Annotated in this window: 17 protein-coding genes; 7 read left to right on the forward strand and 10 right to left on the reverse strand. The window is 64.4% G+C overall.

What is annotated here, in order from left to right:
• Positions 1 to 290 precede the first annotated feature (290 nt).
• Positions 291 to 545 (forward strand): hypothetical protein, encoded by a 255-nt coding sequence (locus tag LRP30_RS25395; RefSeq protein ID WP_128933048.1) that lies wholly within the window; start codon positions 291 to 293, stop codon positions 543 to 545.
• Between the two features lie 24 nt (positions 546 to 569).
• On the opposite strand, the gene LRP30_RS25400 is transcribed toward LRP30_RS25395, so the two are convergent.
• The 4 genes from LRP30_RS25400 to LRP30_RS25415 all read right to left on the reverse strand — a co-directional run bounded on the left by LRP30_RS25400 (position 570) and on the right by LRP30_RS25415 (position 3,083).
• Positions 570 to 812: a DUF6719 family protein gene (locus tag LRP30_RS25400; protein WP_027560017.1), complete on the reverse strand. Its 243-nt coding sequence runs from the start codon at positions 810 to 812 to the stop codon at positions 570 to 572.
• Between the two features lie 250 nt (positions 813 to 1,062).
• A complete protein-coding gene (locus tag LRP30_RS25405; RefSeq protein WP_249756614.1) occupies positions 1,063 to 1,770 on the reverse strand; it encodes an outer membrane protein in 708 nt (235 codons plus the stop codon).
• 288 nt (positions 1,771 to 2,058) lie between these two features.
• Complete coding sequence (locus tag LRP30_RS25410; protein WP_249761829.1) at positions 2,059 to 2,454, reverse strand: hypothetical protein; 396 nt, start codon at positions 2,452 to 2,454, stop codon at positions 2,059 to 2,061.
• A gap of 263 nt (positions 2,455 to 2,717) precedes the next feature.
• Complete coding sequence (locus LRP30_RS25415; protein WP_249756615.1) at positions 2,718 to 3,083, reverse strand: hypothetical protein; 366 nt, start codon at positions 3,081 to 3,083, stop codon at positions 2,718 to 2,720.
• A 250-nt stretch (positions 3,084 to 3,333) separates the two neighbouring features.
• Between LRP30_RS25415 and LRP30_RS25420 the strand changes: the two genes are divergently transcribed.
• Complete coding sequence (locus LRP30_RS25420; RefSeq protein WP_249756616.1) at positions 3,334 to 3,876, forward strand: tetratricopeptide repeat protein; 543 nt, start codon at positions 3,334 to 3,336, stop codon at positions 3,874 to 3,876.
• A 125-nt stretch (positions 3,877 to 4,001) separates the two neighbouring features.
• Positions 4,002 to 5,384, forward strand: coding sequence for a serine hydrolase domain-containing protein (locus LRP30_RS25425; RefSeq protein WP_128940504.1), 1,383 nt, complete (start codon positions 4,002 to 4,004; stop codon positions 5,382 to 5,384).
• A 51-nt stretch (positions 5,385 to 5,435) separates the two neighbouring features.
• Here the strand turns inward: LRP30_RS25425 and LRP30_RS25430 are convergent, their stop codons facing one another.
• The gene (locus LRP30_RS25430; protein ID WP_249756617.1) at positions 5,436 to 7,004 is read right to left on the reverse strand and encodes a peptidase S10; all 1,569 of its coding nucleotides are present in this window, start codon (positions 7,002 to 7,004) and stop codon (positions 5,436 to 5,438) included.
• 252 nt (positions 7,005 to 7,256) lie between these two features.
• Here LRP30_RS25430 and LRP30_RS25435 point away from each other — a divergent pair, with 252 nt between their 5' ends.
• From LRP30_RS25435 to LRP30_RS25445, 3 genes are all read left to right on the forward strand, one after another.
• Positions 7,257 to 8,036, forward strand: coding sequence for an NAD kinase (locus LRP30_RS25435; RefSeq protein ID WP_128933043.1), 780 nt, complete (start codon positions 7,257 to 7,259; stop codon positions 8,034 to 8,036).
• Between the two features lie 97 nt (positions 8,037 to 8,133).
• Entirely contained in the window at positions 8,134 to 8,679 is a 546-nt protein-coding gene (locus LRP30_RS25440) for a response regulator (protein ID WP_008549760.1), read from the forward strand.
• 19 nt (positions 8,680 to 8,698) lie between these two features.
• Positions 8,699 to 9,277, forward strand: a complete 579-nt coding sequence (locus LRP30_RS25445) for an Hpt domain-containing protein (protein WP_249756618.1) — start codon at positions 8,699 to 8,701, stop codon at positions 9,275 to 9,277.
• 165 nt (positions 9,278 to 9,442) lie between these two features.
• Here LRP30_RS25445 and LRP30_RS25450 read toward each other — a convergent pair whose 3' ends face one another.
• The 4 genes from LRP30_RS25450 to folE form a co-directional block, all read right to left on the reverse strand.
• Positions 9,443 to 10,618, reverse strand: a complete 1,176-nt coding sequence (locus LRP30_RS25450) for a DUF2336 domain-containing protein (RefSeq protein ID WP_249756619.1) — start codon at positions 10,616 to 10,618, stop codon at positions 9,443 to 9,445.
• 357 nt (positions 10,619 to 10,975) lie between these two features.
• Complete coding sequence (locus LRP30_RS25455; RefSeq protein WP_249756620.1) at positions 10,976 to 12,037, reverse strand: lytic transglycosylase domain-containing protein; 1,062 nt, start codon at positions 12,035 to 12,037, stop codon at positions 10,976 to 10,978.
• A 174-nt stretch (positions 12,038 to 12,211) separates the two neighbouring features.
• A complete protein-coding gene (gene hisI / locus LRP30_RS25460) occupies positions 12,212 to 12,634 on the reverse strand; it encodes a phosphoribosyl-AMP cyclohydrolase (protein ID WP_249756621.1) in 423 nt (140 codons plus the stop codon).
• An 84-nt stretch (positions 12,635 to 12,718) separates the two neighbouring features.
• Positions 12,719 to 13,411 carry a GTP cyclohydrolase I FolE gene (gene folE / locus LRP30_RS25465; protein ID WP_091889368.1) on the reverse strand — a complete coding sequence of 231 codons (693 nt, stop codon included), beginning with the start codon at positions 13,409 to 13,411 and terminating at the stop codon, positions 12,719 to 12,721.
• Positions 13,412 to 13,646: 235 nt separating this feature from the next.
• On the opposite strand from folE, the gene LRP30_RS25470 reads away from it, so the two are divergent.
• Complete coding sequence (locus LRP30_RS25470; protein ID WP_091889370.1) at positions 13,647 to 14,102, forward strand: iron-sulfur cluster assembly scaffold protein; 456 nt, start codon at positions 13,647 to 13,649, stop codon at positions 14,100 to 14,102.
• 99 nt (positions 14,103 to 14,201) lie between these two features.
• On the opposite strand, the gene LRP30_RS25475 is transcribed toward LRP30_RS25470, so the two are convergent.
• Positions 14,202 to 15,113 (reverse strand): hypothetical protein, encoded by a 912-nt coding sequence (locus tag LRP30_RS25475; protein WP_128933038.1) that lies wholly within the window; start codon positions 15,111 to 15,113, stop codon positions 14,202 to 14,204.
• Between the last annotated feature and the right edge of the window lie 8 nt (positions 15,114 to 15,121).

A 15,121-nucleotide genomic window follows, 5' to 3' on the forward strand; every position in this document is an offset into this window, starting at 1 on the left:
TCGGGGGCTACAGCCAGGACCACACCAGCCAGAGATTGGCCGCGCAGGCGCCAAACAGCGCCAGCGTCAGGGGCAGGAGCATGTGCCCGCAGGAGGTTTTCAGGTCGCTCGTCATGGCCGAAAACATCCGCTGATTCCGGCCGGAGAGTCCCAGGGATTCTTTTTTTGGGGATTCAGGACTCGTTAAGGACTCAGGGCCCTATCGCCCCTGATCACGGCGCCGTGATCGGGCCGCCGGCCGGAACCCTCACCCCGCAAAGTCGTTAACGGGCTTTCCTGGAGTGGGAAGAATGCCCTACGCCCTGTTCTGCAACGAGGCCCAGATCAGCAAGGCCTATCCGAGCGAGTCCGACGTCTGGAAGCTCGCGCAGCGAAGTGGCCTTGTCGTCGACGTGATCGCGGACGACGAGCAGCGGGGACCGCGCCGGGTGCTCGACAACGACTACGAGATTGCGCCCTGCCAGGCAGCCCAGGGCGAGGACCCCGCCAAGAACAAGGCCGAGGCCGACCAGCAGTCGAGGATGGAGCTTGAGCTGAATTATTGAGGTCCGACGCCAAACCGGCGTTTCTCAGGGGGTCGCGGTCGCGAGAGACGCCTGCTCGCCTGCCAGGGCCACGCAGGCCTTCCGGCGATGCAGCCCGCGGATCGCGCCGGTGACCTTCAGCACCTTGCCCGACGGACAGGAGGCGTCCTTGACGAAGGCGACCTCATAGGGCGCCAGCATCAGAGGTTCGGATTTGAGGATTGTCTGTGCAGAGCACGGCAGGCAGGTGAAGCACGAGAGCACCACTGCCGACACAAAGATACGCATGTCCGTCGTCCCACCAGCCCGATAATTCTCATATAACGCGTTGAGGAGCGCGAGTTCCGTAAATCGCAAAAATTATTTTTGCTTTACCTCGGCCCCATGACGCGCGTGACAAGGCGCGCCCGCACTGCTTGCAAGCAAATGACGCGCCAGATGGTTCACACAAAGCAAACGGAAGGCCGGCGAACAGATGCTGACAAACGAAAGGCCGGCGGGAGCCGGCCTTTGTCAGATCCTGGTCGTGGGCGGTAGGTCAGTAGCGCGCGGCCGCCGGCCCGCCCCAGCCGAACCGGTAGTTCACACCGACCTTGACGGTATGGTCGTCCTCCCGGCCACGAACGCCGACGATGTCGGCCGGGCCGGAGGTGAAGGTTGTGCTGCCAAAGTTGTAATACTGGTACTCGGCCTTGGCCGACCAGCTCGGCGCGAACATGTATTCGAGGCCGGCGCCGACGGTGTAGCCGTCCTTGCTGTTGCCGGTGGTGGTGAAGGTTTGCGGCACCCCGGCGATGTTCACGCCAAGACCGTTATTGCGCCAGGCATAACCGCCCTTGGCGTAGAGCAGCGTTGGTCCCCAAGTGTAGCCAATGCGACCGGTCACCGACCCGAGCTGGTCGGTGTTGGACGTCACCTGCGTGCCCAGCGGGAACGTGACGCCGTTGTTGTTGGTCGGCAGCCAGGAATACTGGGCCTCGATACCCACCACCCAATTGGGCGCGAACTGGTAGTCGAAGCCGCCCTGCACGCCGCCGAGGAAGCGGGCGTCGCTCGACTGGAAGCTGTTGTCGCCGGCGAAGGCGCCGCCGACATGGCCGCCGATGTAGAAACCGGTCCAATTGTAGATCACCTGCGGCGGCGTATAGGCCGGCGCCTTGGTGTAGGTGCGCGGCTGCATGTCGGCAGCAGCGGCCGGCGCGGCCAGCGCCAGCAGCGCGACTGCTCCGAGCAAAAGCCTCTTCATGATCATCCCCATGCTCTCAAATTCGACCCTCAGCAAACAACGTGGCGTGAATTTGGTTGCTTCGCGACGATGCCGGAACGTTGATCGTTCGTTACTGTGACGGGGTGGCAACAGCGCGATTTTGTTCCGTCACGTCGCCTTGCGCTGGCTGCTCTCGTCGCCTGTGCAGGGCCTGCCGTAAAGGATTTGTCGCGAGACGAAACCGCCCCGTTCAAAGCTCGCCAAAATGTGATCCAGCGGCTCCGGCGCGGACTGTCCTATCACGAGGCGATGAAGGCGGGCTTTGCGCTACCGCGTTATCTTTTCCAGTTCCGGAAAGGGTGCGTAAACCGCACCCGCACAAAGCTCGCTCGTCCGATCGACGACGCGGTCGCTCCGCCCGTTGACGAAAATCACGGCGCGCTCGCGCATGCCCTTATAGCTGCCATCAGTCTCGCGCGGAGTGAAGTGCAGGCAGCTCACATAGAATTGGCGCCCGCCAACCTCGCGCAGCACCGGATCAGCCATGCTGGCGTCGCGCACTCCGACCGGATTGTTCAGATAGCTGCGCATCAAGGCCAGCGTGTCGCCGCGGAAATTGTCGGGAAACGGCTGCGGCCCTCCGGCCTGGGTCCCACCCAACAGCGTTGGGCGGTCACCGTCGCTGCCGAAACATGCCGCAAGCGCCAACGGCAACGCCAGGATCACCGCACATCTCGCCAATCGCCCCACAGGCCCCGCTCTCCGCTCGATCAGATTCGGAGATGTTCTAGCCTCAAGCTTCTACGAACCCAAGCCCGCACGATCCCAACCCTGCATGAAGGGAATTCGCCTGCAGCGGCGCAACGACGCACCGGCCCGCGGCCGATACCTCGAGCTTTCGCACGAGGCACGGCGAACGGACCGGGCCTGAATTCCGCACTCGGCGGCGGGGCAATGTCAGGGATGCCGCCGCGCGGGATCAGTCGTCAGTTGCGCTTGTCCGATGCCGGCTTGGTCACGTCCGGCTGCGCCTTCAGCGACTCCTTGGCCGTGACCTGCTTGTGGTGATGGCGATGCTTGTGCACGGACTTGTGCTCGGCGGGGGTGACGGCAGCGTTGGCGTTCATCACCTTCGACTTGGTGTCCACCTTGGCGTCCGCCTTGACGTCGGAAGCCTTCGTGTCGGCCTTGACGCCCGCATCCGGTTTGACGGCAGTGTTTGCTGCCTTGGTCTGACTCTGATCCGCCTTGGTCACCGGCGCAGTCGTGGTGGTCTTGCCGGCCTCAGCGGCGAAGGCCGGGGCTGCGATCACGGAAGCGGCGAGCAAGGCTGCGGAAATGGTCTTCAACATGGTGGTCTCCTCTTGGAAGGATCTTGAGGCGGCGCCCTCTCGTCACCTCTTCGATCGTAGGTTGGAGCCTAGGGGCTGCGCACTGAACCCGATCTGAAGGCCGCTGCAGGCTTCCGTTCATCTCGATGACAAGTTTGTCATCTGCGGCAGGACGAATAGATCGTGCGAAGCGGGAATGTTTTCGCCCCATGGGTGTTCCGGTCTTCGGGCAATCGTGTAGGATCGCCGCGTTCCATACCGGAGAACTTAGATGCGCAAACTCTCAATGCTTGTTGTGCCGGGACTTGTCGCCATGACGCTGGCGGCTGCGCCGGTGCTGTCCAGCGCCTATGCCGCGGGCAGCGACGAGCCCTCCTCGCCGCCGAAGTCGGACAGCTCGTCCAAAAAGGGCAAGAAGAAGAGCTCCTCCGTCCACGATCCCAAATTCCTTGCGGCCTATCGCACTGCCTATACTGCTATCTACGACCGTCACGACTACACGGGCGCGATCGACCAGCTGAAATCGCTGAAGCGCGACGACGTCGCCGATGTCGCAAACCTGATCGGCTACTCCTATCGCAAGCTCGGTGATTACCAGTCGTCGAAGGCCTATTACGAGCTGGCGCTGAAGGACGATCCGAACCACGTCCGCACCTGGCAGTATTACGGCCTCTGGCAGCTCGAGCAGGGCAACCGCGAACAGGCGCAGTATCACCTCAACAAGATCGCCTCGCTCGCCGGCACCGACAGCTCCGAATATCGCTCGCTCGCCGCCGCGCTCGATAAGCCGACCGGCGCGACGCTGGTCTACTGAGCCATCGGTCTACTGAGACCTCGCATCCTTGAATGAATTGAGCGGGCACAACCTTGGGGTTGTGCCCGTTCCACTTTCTCGGCTAGCTTCACGCACCAAATCTTTCCCTCGCAAATTGGTGCGCAATGGACCCGTGGCTGCGATCCGCGATCGACTACATTAGCTCCTGGATCGAATTCCAGCTGAGGACAATCCAACAGCCCGGCGTCATCGTCGCGTTCGCCCATCGCGGCGAGGTCGTCGCCGAGCACGCATTCGGCCTTGCCAATCTCGACACCGGCGAGAAGCTCACGCCCCGCCACCGTTTCCGCATCGCCTCGCACTCGAAGAGCTTCACCTCCGCTGGCATCATGAAGCTGCGCGAGCAGCGCAAGCTCCGGCTCGACGATCCCGTGGGCCAATATGTCGGCGGCCTGCATGCGCGCGTCGCCGAGACGACGATCGCGCAACTGCTCTCGCACAGCGCGGGACTGACGCGCGACGGCGCCGATTCCGGCCAGTTCATCGACACCCGCCCCTATCTCAACGCGAACGAGCTGCTCGCGGAATTGAAGCTGCCGACCGCGGTCGAACCCGGCACGCGTTTCAAATATTCCAATCACGGCTTTGGCCTGCTCGGTCTCGTCATCGAAGCGGTGACGACGGAGGCTTACCCGGTCTGGATCAGGCGCGAGATCATCGAGCCGGCCGGCTTACGTGAGACCGAACCGAATGCCCCCCTTGCCAAAGGCAAGCCATTCGCGTGCGGCCACACGCGAAAAGTGCCGTTCGGCGAGCGCTGCGTGATCCCCGGCAACAATCCCGCGCACGCGATGGCCTCCGCCGCAGGCTTCGTCGCGACTGCCGGCGACACCGCCCGCTTCTTCGCGCAGCTCGCACCCAATGCGAAAAAGAGCGTGCTGTCGGCCGCGAGCCGCCGCGAGATGACGCGCCACCATTGGCGCATCCCGCAGAGCTTCGAGGGCTATTACGGCCTCGGCATCAACGCCGGAAAGACCGACGGCTGGGACTGGTTCGGCCATGGCGGCGGTTTCCAGGGCTACATCTCCCGGACCTGCTCCATTCCTGATTGCGAGCTCGCGATCAGCATCCTCAGCAACTCCATCGACGGCGCCGCGCCGCTCTGGATGGACGGCGCGCTGCAGATCCTGCGCGTGTTCAAGACGCGCGGCGCGCCGGACCGGCGCGTGCGCGACTGGACCGGCCGCTGGTGGACGATCTGGGGAGCCACTGATCTCGTGCCCGCGGGCAACCGCGTGCTCATCGCCAATCCGCAATTCAATAACCCATTCATGGATGCCGCCGAGATCGAGGTCACCGGCCGCGACACCGGCAAGCTCGCCTGGGCCGCCGGTTACTCCAGCCATGGCGAGCCTGTCCGCCGCGTCCGCGACAAGCGCGGCAAGGTGAGCGACATCTGGATCGCCGGTGCCAACGTCAAGCCGGAAAAAGTCGTCGCCCGCGAGATCGGCCGTCGATATCAGCCGCGCAAGCGCCGGCCTATTTAGCCGGAGCATGATCCTATCGGAAAACCGCTACGCACTTTTCCGGATCATGCTCTATTCCCTGATCAACGTCTCGACCTCACTGCGCATTGCCTGCCGCGATCCGTCGCGCGAATAGAACATGTGGCCGCCGGGATAGACGACGAATTTCACGCGTTGCGTGACGAAGGCCGGCAACTGGTCGAGCACACGCTTCGATCCGAAATAGGGCGTGGCGAGATCGAACAGGCCGTGTGCGACCAACACGTTCAGCTTCGCGTCGGTGGCGAGAATCTGGCGCAGCTCCGACACCGATTGCGGCGGGTTGAGGCCGCGGCCGAAATCCCAATGCCCCTCGACGCTGCCGTTCAGGACTTCGTAGGACCCGTCCGGCCGCCAGTTGAGCTTGCGTGTCAGCACGTCGACCGCGGCACTCGTGAGCGGCGCCTGCAGTGCATCGCCGGAGGGGTCGCCAAAGCGCGAGCTGCCGGAATCCGGATAGGGATCGAAGCCGCGCACAGAGCCGTCGTAGCGTCCCGTCACCTTGCCGTTCCTGCGATCGAATTCGCGGCGGAATTCACCGACGTCGAACCGGCCTGCGAGCCTGCGGCTCACCGCCTGGTCGATACCGGTGAGCTCGGCGACTTTGTCGGCGAGCCGGTTGGTCGCATCCTTGTCCGCTTCGCCCTTGACGAGATCGGCCAGGAATTCACCGCGCGCATAGGCCTCGACGTCGGCGAGATCGGCGCGCGTGACCGGTCTCTTGGCCTCGCGCGCGACCGCGACATAGCTCGGCAGTGTCGCGACATATTGCAGCAGGCTCGTGCCGGCGAACTCGCGGAAGTCGAACAGCGGCGAGACAAGTATCAATCCCCTGACGCCGACGCCATGCTGGAGCTGCAACTGGCGCACCACCTTCGGTCCGCGAATGCCGCCATAGCTCTCGCCCGCGACGTATTTCGGCGAGGTCAGCCGGTCGTGCTTCTCGAGCCAGCGACGGATCACGAGCGCGATCGAATTGACGTCGCCGTCGACGGAATAGAACGACTTGCGCGCGTCCTCGCCGCTCGCGACAAAGCGGCTGTAGCCGGTGCTAACAGGATCGATGAAGACGAGATCGGTGAAGTCGAGCCAGGTCTCCGCGTTCGGCTTCACCTCGGGCGGGGCCGACGGCGACAGCCCTTCGCCGTCGAGCGGCAGCCGCCACGGCCCCGCGGCGCCGAACTGCAGCCATGCCGAGGATGCGCCGGGCCCGCCGTTGAACAGGAACGTCACCGGCCGCGTCGCGCGGTCGGCACCATCAAGCTCGTAGGACGTATAAGCGATGTCGGCCAGCGGCTCGCCCTTGCCGTCGAACACGCGGATCGAGCCGGCGGTCGCGGCGAAGTTGAGCGTCCGGCCAGGCAGTTCGAGCGTCTGCCTCGTGGTCGAATCCGGCGGCAGACGGTGCAGCTCGGCCGCCGACGGCGAAGCCGACGTAGTGCTTTGCGCGCCACCGCCACGCCCGCCCTTCTGTCCGGCTGGCGACGCCGCCTCGGAGCGGGGCTGCGGCGGATCATCCGCGCGCGCCAATCCTGCGAACCCGAAAGCCGAGACCGCCAGCACCAGCATCACGTGGCGGAGCACCGGCAAACTCAAAACCATGATCGTTCTCCGTGCCCGGCTCTGAAAGCCGGTGCCAACGGAAAGACTAGCGCGAAATTACGACGGTTTGGGGGATCATCGGTCCGGCGCCCCTCGAAGAGGCCGACCGGGCTTGAAACACCCCTGTTTTGTCCTGAACCCGGCGGTCGCCCGTTTGCCTTGAAAGGCGGTCCTCCTCGACAATCGAGGCCCAGGTCGTATAGACGAGCCGGGCGGAACTTACTCGAGCCAGCGGCACCTGCCCGGGAAGCCATGACCAAGACCTCGCGATACGACCGGATCGCCTTCGTCGCCAGCCCGAGCAGCGAGGCGCAGTCCGCCTTCGCCCAGCTCACCCGGGACTATGGCAATTGCGACCCCAGGGAAGCCGATGTCGTCGTCGCGCTCGGCGGCGACGGCTTGATGCTCCAGACTCTGCACCAGAACATGCACACGGGAAAGCCGATCTACGGCATGCACCGCGGCACGGTCGGCTTCCTGATGAACGAATACTCGACGCACGATCTGCGCAGGCGGCTCGAGGCGGCGCACGAATCCGAGATCAATCCGCTCCTGATGCGGGCGACCGACGTCAACGACCGCGTCCACCTGCATCACGCCATCAACGAGGTCGCCCTGTTCCGGCAGACCTATCAGGCGGCACGCTTGAGGATCCTGATCGACGAGCGAGAGCGCATGTCCGAGCTGATCGCTGACGGCATCTTGGTGGCGACGCCGGCGGGATCGACTGCCTACAACCTGTCCGCCCAGGGGCCGATCCTGCCGATCAACGCCGCGATGCTGGCGCTGACGCCGATCAGCGCCTTCCGCCCGCGCCGCTGGCGCGGCGCGCTGCTGCCCAACACCGCCTATGTCGTGATCGAGGTGCTCGAGGGCGACAAGCGCCCCGTCGCGGCGGTCGCCGACCACGACGAGGTGCGCGACGTCCTCCGGGTCGAGGTCCTCTCCGACAAGACCATCTCGATGCGGATGCTGTTCGATCCCGGTCACAGCCTGGAAGAGCGGATTCTGCGCGAACAGTTCGGCTATTGAGCCGCCGGTCAGCCCCGTCCGGAGAGCCGATCGCAACCCTTCATTAACCCCCGCCACGATATGGTTAACGAAGGTTGACCGCTTTGGCCCGGGCGTCATGTTCCGCATCGACTTCAACAAGCTGCGCTTCCTCGTCTGCGACGACAATCCGCACATGCGCCGCATCCTGCGGACGCTGCTGCATTCGTTCGGCGCACGCGAAGTCTACGAGGCCGAGGACGGCGCCACGGCGCTGGAAATGTACAGCCATTACGTGCCCGACATCGTCATCACCGACTGGGCGATGCCAATCTTCGACGGGCTCGAGCTTGCGCAGATGATCCGCCAGCCGGAGTCGAAGGGTAATCCCTACGCGCCGATCATAATGCTGACCGGCCATTCCGAGAAGCGTCGCGTCACGGTCGCGCGCGATGCCGGCGTCACCGAATTCCTGGCCAAGCCGATCTCGGCCAAGGGGCTCTATCAGCGCATCCTCAACGTGGTCGCCAATCCCCGCCCCTTCATCAAGACCAAGACCTATTTCGGCCCGGACCGGCGCCGCAACACCAACTCCGCCTATATGGGCCCGGAACGCCGCGTCGGCGAAAAGCACGAGGTGCTCCAGCAGCCCTCGTTGCTCGACAAGGCCCGCTCCTCCATCTAGCGCACACGAGGCAGGCATCATGGCGAAGAACAGCGCAAAGGACATCGAGGTCACGGCCTTCGCCACGCATCACGTCATCAGGCAGCCCAATCCCTTGCGAAAGGTGCTGCGCCGGGTCGAAGACAAGGACATGGACGATCCGGTCGCCCGCGCCGAGCAGGCGCTGGCGGGCCTGTCCGGCGAATTCCGGAACTGGATGACGATCGAGGTCCAGAGACTGTCCGCCGCCTGGACCGCCGTGCAGCGGGATGGCTTCACCAAGAAGCTGCGCGACGAGCTGTTCCACGCCGCGCACGACATCAAGGGCGATGCGGCGACGTTCGGCTTTCCTTCGGCAGCGGGAATCGCCGAGAGCCTGTGCCGCGTCATCGAGCATGCGCCGGATCTTTCGAAGGTGCCGGCCGATCTGTTCACGCACCACATCAACGCGATCCTCGCCATCGTGCACGAGAACACCAGGCTCGACAGCATCAGCGTCTCCGCCGAGCTCAGCCGGCGCCTGCGCAAGGTCGCCGACGAATATCTCGCCCACGTCAACCGCGACCGCCCCGAGCATCTCGAGGTGATCCTGGCACCAAGCATTGCGCCGACGGAGTAAGGGCTCAGCTCTTTCCTCTGGCAATGATGGAGTTTGGGGCTTCGACTCCGCTTTATCGACACGATCAGAATCGTAGGGTGGGCAAAGCGGAGCGTGCCCACCAATCAACATGATCTGTGTGAAGAAGCGGTGGGCACGGCGCGATGCGCCTTTGCCTGCGTCTCGTCAGGCCGCAATCAGATCATCATAGACCGGATCGACCGCATCCTCGGCGACGAGCTCGTCGCAGAACAGTCGTGCCTCCTCGCGCGCGGACTCGGTGGCGAAGCGGCGGAGCAGGACCATCAGCGGTTCGGTCGCGCCGCGGTCCGTCTCGCAATGGGTGAGCACGCGCTCGACCATGCGCCGCCGCAGCCGAGCGGCACCGTCGTCGCTGTCGACGAAGCCCTGCTCGTGGCAGGCATCGAGCGCGACCTGGAATGCCGCGAATGTCGCCTCGGGCAGCCCCGCGCGGCGGAGCAGCGCGTGCAGGCTGTTGCCGCCGCGGTCGTGCAGCAGCGCCGAGACGCGCGCCAGCGGCAGATCGGCGAGTTCAGCGAGCGCGGCATCGAACAGGTCGAGATTGCTCGACAGCAGCGCCCGCAGAATCAGACCCGCGGTGAGCTGGCCGGTGATGCGCAGGTGCCGCACCAGGCCCTGCATGTCCTCGCCACGCGAGCGCGCTGCGATGTTCATGGTGGAGCGATCGCGCGCCTCGATCGTGATGCGCTCGGCACGGTCGGCACTCAGCCAGTTTCGGGCCACGACGAATTGCGCAAGGGTCTCGGAAAGCTTGGTCACCAGCGCCGCGCGCGTTGCGGCCGGCAGATCCTCCAGCACCAGCATCGCCTCGCGGATCGCGGCGAGATGGCCGTGGCGCTCGACGATGCGATTCCAGGAGAACGGCGCGAGCTCGGCATGGGGATTTTCGATCAGCTCCAGCGCCGCAGCCGCGCAGCCGACCTCGGCGATGGCGGCGCAGACCGATACCGGCAGCGCGATACGGCGGGCGACCGCGCACTGCACCTCGTCATTGCCGGTGGCGACGATGTCGACGAGATCAGCATCGATCAGCAGCGGAGAATGTTCGAGCACGGGCAGCGCAACCGTCGGCTGATCCGCCGACAGTGCCCGCACGATTGCAGCCGGCGCGTCGGTGCTGCGCGCAAAGGCCTCGGCCATCGCCTGCCGCACCAGCGGCGAGGGATCGTCGAGCAACATCAAGAGCGCGCCTTCGGCGGCGACGCGATCGTCATGAGAAAGGTCCGAGATCAGCCAGGCCCGGGCCAACGCCCGCGTCGCCTCGGCCCGCTCGCCAGCGGACGCCGTCCTGATCCAATTAATGAACTGCCGAACAATCATGGTGCTTCCGGCTTACGCAACGAAAACGAAAAGTGGTGACGGCTTGTCACCTGCAACACAAAATAAACCACGACGCTTAACAAAGCGTTCACCATAACTGGCTGGTTTTATTGACGTTTTGTTAAGGGAACAAAGGCCGCGGCGTCCGGGGCACGAGAGAGCGCGAGCCCTCGCCCACGCTCCGTCATTGCGAGCGCAGCGAAGCAATCCAGAAATGTATCCACGGTGAGATTCTGGATTGCTTCGCTGCGCTCGCAATGACGGTGTTGACGCAGTTGCGCACAAAGATCTGGATTTCGTGCACGGATGCAGCGCGGCGCGTCCGGGACGCGAGCGATTTATTCTTCGATCAGTGAGTTAGCTCGAGAACGTGCCGCTGCGATCGCTGAAGAGATCGAGCGGCTGCGGCGGCCGCATGTCCGGCGTCACGGATGCGACCGAAGTGAGTGAGGCGTTGTTGCCCCACAATTTCTGCACGGTGGTCGAGACCGGCTGCGTGACGTCGCCGGGCTGATAGATCGAACGAAACACCGGCGTGCTCGGCGCATTGTCCGCGAGCGTCGCTGGCGACGTCGCACCGACGGGCGTCACGGCGCGAGTATTCGGGAAGGTCTGGAGATAAGCGGCGTTGTCGATGACCGGCGCAGCGGGCTGCACGCCATTCGCGCTCGCGACCTGCGTCGTCGTGGGCGTATCGCCATACATCGCCATCGCGCTGCGCGTCACTTTCGAATTGGCCGCGCTGGCATAGCGCGCGTCGAGCACCGAATAGACTTCGGAGACGCTGCGGGCGCGGCCGTCTTTGGCGTAGAAAATCGAGCGGTTGGCGGCGGCCGCGTTGGGAAACAGCCGCGCACCGACGGCTTGCGGATTGTCCTCGGCATTGGCGATCAGTTTCGCGGCGCCGCCGACGCCCATGAAATGGGCCATGTAGAGTTCGCTGTCGCTCGGCCTGCGCCCGAGCAGGCCGGTGAGCTTGAAACTGTTCGACTGCGTCAGCGCCGCAGCCATGTTGGATGCAGCCTCCGGATCGTCGCGCAGCTTCATGATCGACCGCTTCACCAGGGGATCATCGACGGTGTAGGTGCCCGACGAGGTCCTGGTGATGGCGTCGGCATAGCTGCCATAGCCGAGTTGGGTGCCGGCCTCCTTCACGGTGCCAAGCCAGGTCTGGTCGATGAACTGGTAGAGCCCGTGCGCGGACGAGGTGGTGGCACCGGCCGTCGGATCGAAATCCGATTCCATCTTGGCAGTGGTCAACATGTACTGGAAGCTGACGCCGGAGATATTGGAGGCCTGCTTGATCGCGCCGGCAATGCGCGCCCGCGACGGATCGAGACCGGCCGTCTGCGTCGCACTGAAATTGTCGACCGACATGATGAAGTGCCCGCCCCGCGCGGCGTTGAGCGGCGCCGGCAATTCGGCGCCCTATCGTCTCACCGTGGGACAGGTATGGTTAATGCCGGGTTAATTTAGCCCTCACGGTCATTCCGGGGCGCACCGTAGGTGCGAGCCCGGAATCCATTGAGCCGCGCGCGATGCCCTGCAATGGATTCCGGGCTCGCGCTACGCGCGCCCCGTAATGACAGCTTGCTATTTCTTATAGACCGCGTCCGGATCGAACAGCCGCTCCGCATTGACGAACACGAGCTTAGCTTCCCCGCCCTCTCCCTCCACCTTGCGGTAGAAGCAGGACCTCCGTCCGGTGTGACACGCCGCGCCGATCTGCTCGACGCGGATCCAAATCGCGTCCTGGTCGCAATCGGTGCGCATCTCGACGACGCGCTGGGTCTGACCCGATGTCTCACCTTTTCGCCACAAGGCATTGCGCGAGCGGCTGAAGTACCAAGCCTCGCCGGTCGCGATCGTCTTGCGCAGCGCCTCCGCGTTCATGTGCGCGACCATGAGCACATCGCCCGTGGCGACATCGGTCGCGACGCAGGTCACGAGACCGCTCGCATCGAACTTGGGCAGGAAGGCGAGACCTTCCTCGATCTCATGGGAGTGAGCGGACACGGGACCCTCGCTCGAGCATGATCCGGAAAAGTGTGAAGCGGTTTTCCGAAAAGATCATGCTCAAAAAAATAAGGCCTTGCGAGGTCAGCGCGTCGTGCCTCGCACCAGGGACAGGAAGCGGGCCTGCTCCGCGGGATTGTCGCGGAACATGCCGGTGAAGCGGCTAGTGAAGGTGGAGGCGCCATGCTTGGCGACGCCACGCACCGACATGCAGGTATGCTCGGCCTCGATCAGCACCGCCACGCCGCGCGGCTTGAGGATCTCGTCGATGGCGGCCGCGATCTGGGCCGTCAGATGCTCCTGGGTCTGCAGCCGGCGGGCGAAGATATCCGTCAGGCGCGCGAGCTTGGACAGGCCAACCACGCGTTCCACCGGCGTATAGGCGATGTGCGCCTTGCCGTAGAACGGCATCATGTGATGCTCGCATTGCGAGGTGAATTCGATGTCGCGGACCAGGACGAAATCATCATAGCCCGCCGTCTCACCAAAGGTGCGGTCGAGCACTTCGGCCGGGCACTGGTGATAGCCCTGATAGAGCTCGTCGAAGGCCTCGACCACACGGCGCGGGGTGTCGAGCAGGCCTTCGCGTTCGGTGTTCTCGCCGATATAGGCGAGCAGCGTCTTCACCGCCGCTTCCGCCTCGGCGCGCGCCGGGCGCGGCTGGTCGGCGCGGACGGCGACGGCGAGGAATTCGGCAGGATCAAGCTCAGCGGGGCGGCTCTCGGGCTGCCGATCGGAAGGCTTGTTGGGGCGGATGGATTTGATCGTGGCGTCCATATCGACTCCGTTCGACGGCCTTGCGGCCGGAGTGTCACCGGCAGACGGGGCGGCAAGCCGCCGGACGCCTGAACATAATAATTGAACCTGGTGGAAAAGATCCTCTCCACCAACGTCGGCCGCATGGTCTGGGCCACCCCCGCTGGACTATTTTTCCGCCGGTTCCGCCCCTATATAGGACCGTGGACGGCGCGCGCCAAGGCCGATCCGGTGCGGAAGTGTTGGACTCCATCACATGCTGAACGACATCTACAACAAGCGGATCATCGAACTGGCCGGGAATATTCCGCGCCTCGGGCGGCTATCGGACCCCGATGCCTCCGCCACTGCCCACTCCAAGCTGTGCGGCTCGACCGTGAAGGTCGACCTCAAGATGAATGGGGACACCGTCACCGACTTCGCCCATGACGTGAAGGCCTGTGCCCTCGGACAGGCCTCTTCATCCATCATGGCAAGTCACGTGGTCGGCTCGACTGCGAGCGAACTCCGTGAGTTACGCGAAACCGTTCGCAAGATGCTGAAGGAGAACGGAGCGCCTCCTCAAGGCAAATGGGAAGAGATCAAGTTCCTCGAGCCGGTCCGCGATTACAAGGCGCGGCATGCCTCGACGCTCCTGACCTTCGATGCGGTGGTGGATGCCATCGGCCAGATCGAGGCCAAGGCGAAGCAGCCGGCGGCGGCGCAGGGCTAGTTTCATCAGTGTCGTTCCGGGGCGTGTGTCTGCGCGAACCCGGAATCTCGTGCCGCAATCTCTAGATTCCGGGTTCGTCGTTTCGACGGTAGAAGAAACTTACTTCTGCGTCGCCGCGGCTGGTGTGGCTGGTGTGGCCACGCCGCCGGCGGTCGGTGCCAAGGCTTCCGCGGTCTTGGTCGACTTGGCAGGCTGCTCCGGTCCCGTGCCGAACCTGGCCTGCGTCTTCGGTGCAAGCTCCGCCATCGCCGGCGCGGAGATGTCCACATGCGGCAGCACGTCGGCCACGAGGTCCGTCGTCACGAGATTGGTGAGCTTGAGCTCACCGGCGTCGAGCTCGTGCAAATCCTCCCACGGCGGCACGCTGAGCGCGAGCGACAGCAGATCGCCGGCGCCGCCCATGTCGAAGGTGTATTTGGCGAGACGGCCGATGTCGCGTTCCACGATCATCAGGTCCTGCGCGCTGTAGCTGGCAGCCTTGGCATCGTCGGCGCGATCGCCCATCCAGATCTGATGAACGCGGACATGGGCGGCTTCCGGCACGTAGCGCTTCTTGCCGGCCAGCAGCAGGAACACGCACATGGATTCACAATAGGCCCCGGACGCGACCGCCGGACGGGCGCCTTGCCCGCCGCGGTTTGGCAGGCTAATGCCGACCGTGGTCAGAAGTCCGAGATTGCGGAAGCGCCGGCCGAGCGTGATGGCATCGTTAACCGAACCGCCGCTGGAGTCGAGCACCACGGTGGCGCCGCCGAGCTGGCGTCCGCGAGAAAACTCCTCGAAATCCTTTGGCGTATCGGCGGTGATGATGCCGACTGCGCTGACCCAGCCGCGGCAGTTCGGCTCACAGGCCACCCAGCTGAACTTCATCGGCAGCTTGCGCTCTTCGAGGGCAGCACCGGCTCGCGCTGACGACCCGAATGTCGCGACGGCTCCAGCCAGCGCGACTCCACAGACGGCGGTTCCCACTAGCAACCAGCCGCGAAGATTAAGGGAGTTCAGAAGTTTCAATCTGGTTC

Source organism: Bradyrhizobium sp. C-145 (assembly GCF_023375135.1).
In the GTDB taxonomy this organism is placed as follows: domain Bacteria; phylum Pseudomonadota; class Alphaproteobacteria; order Rhizobiales; family Xanthobacteraceae; genus Bradyrhizobium; species Bradyrhizobium zhanjiangense.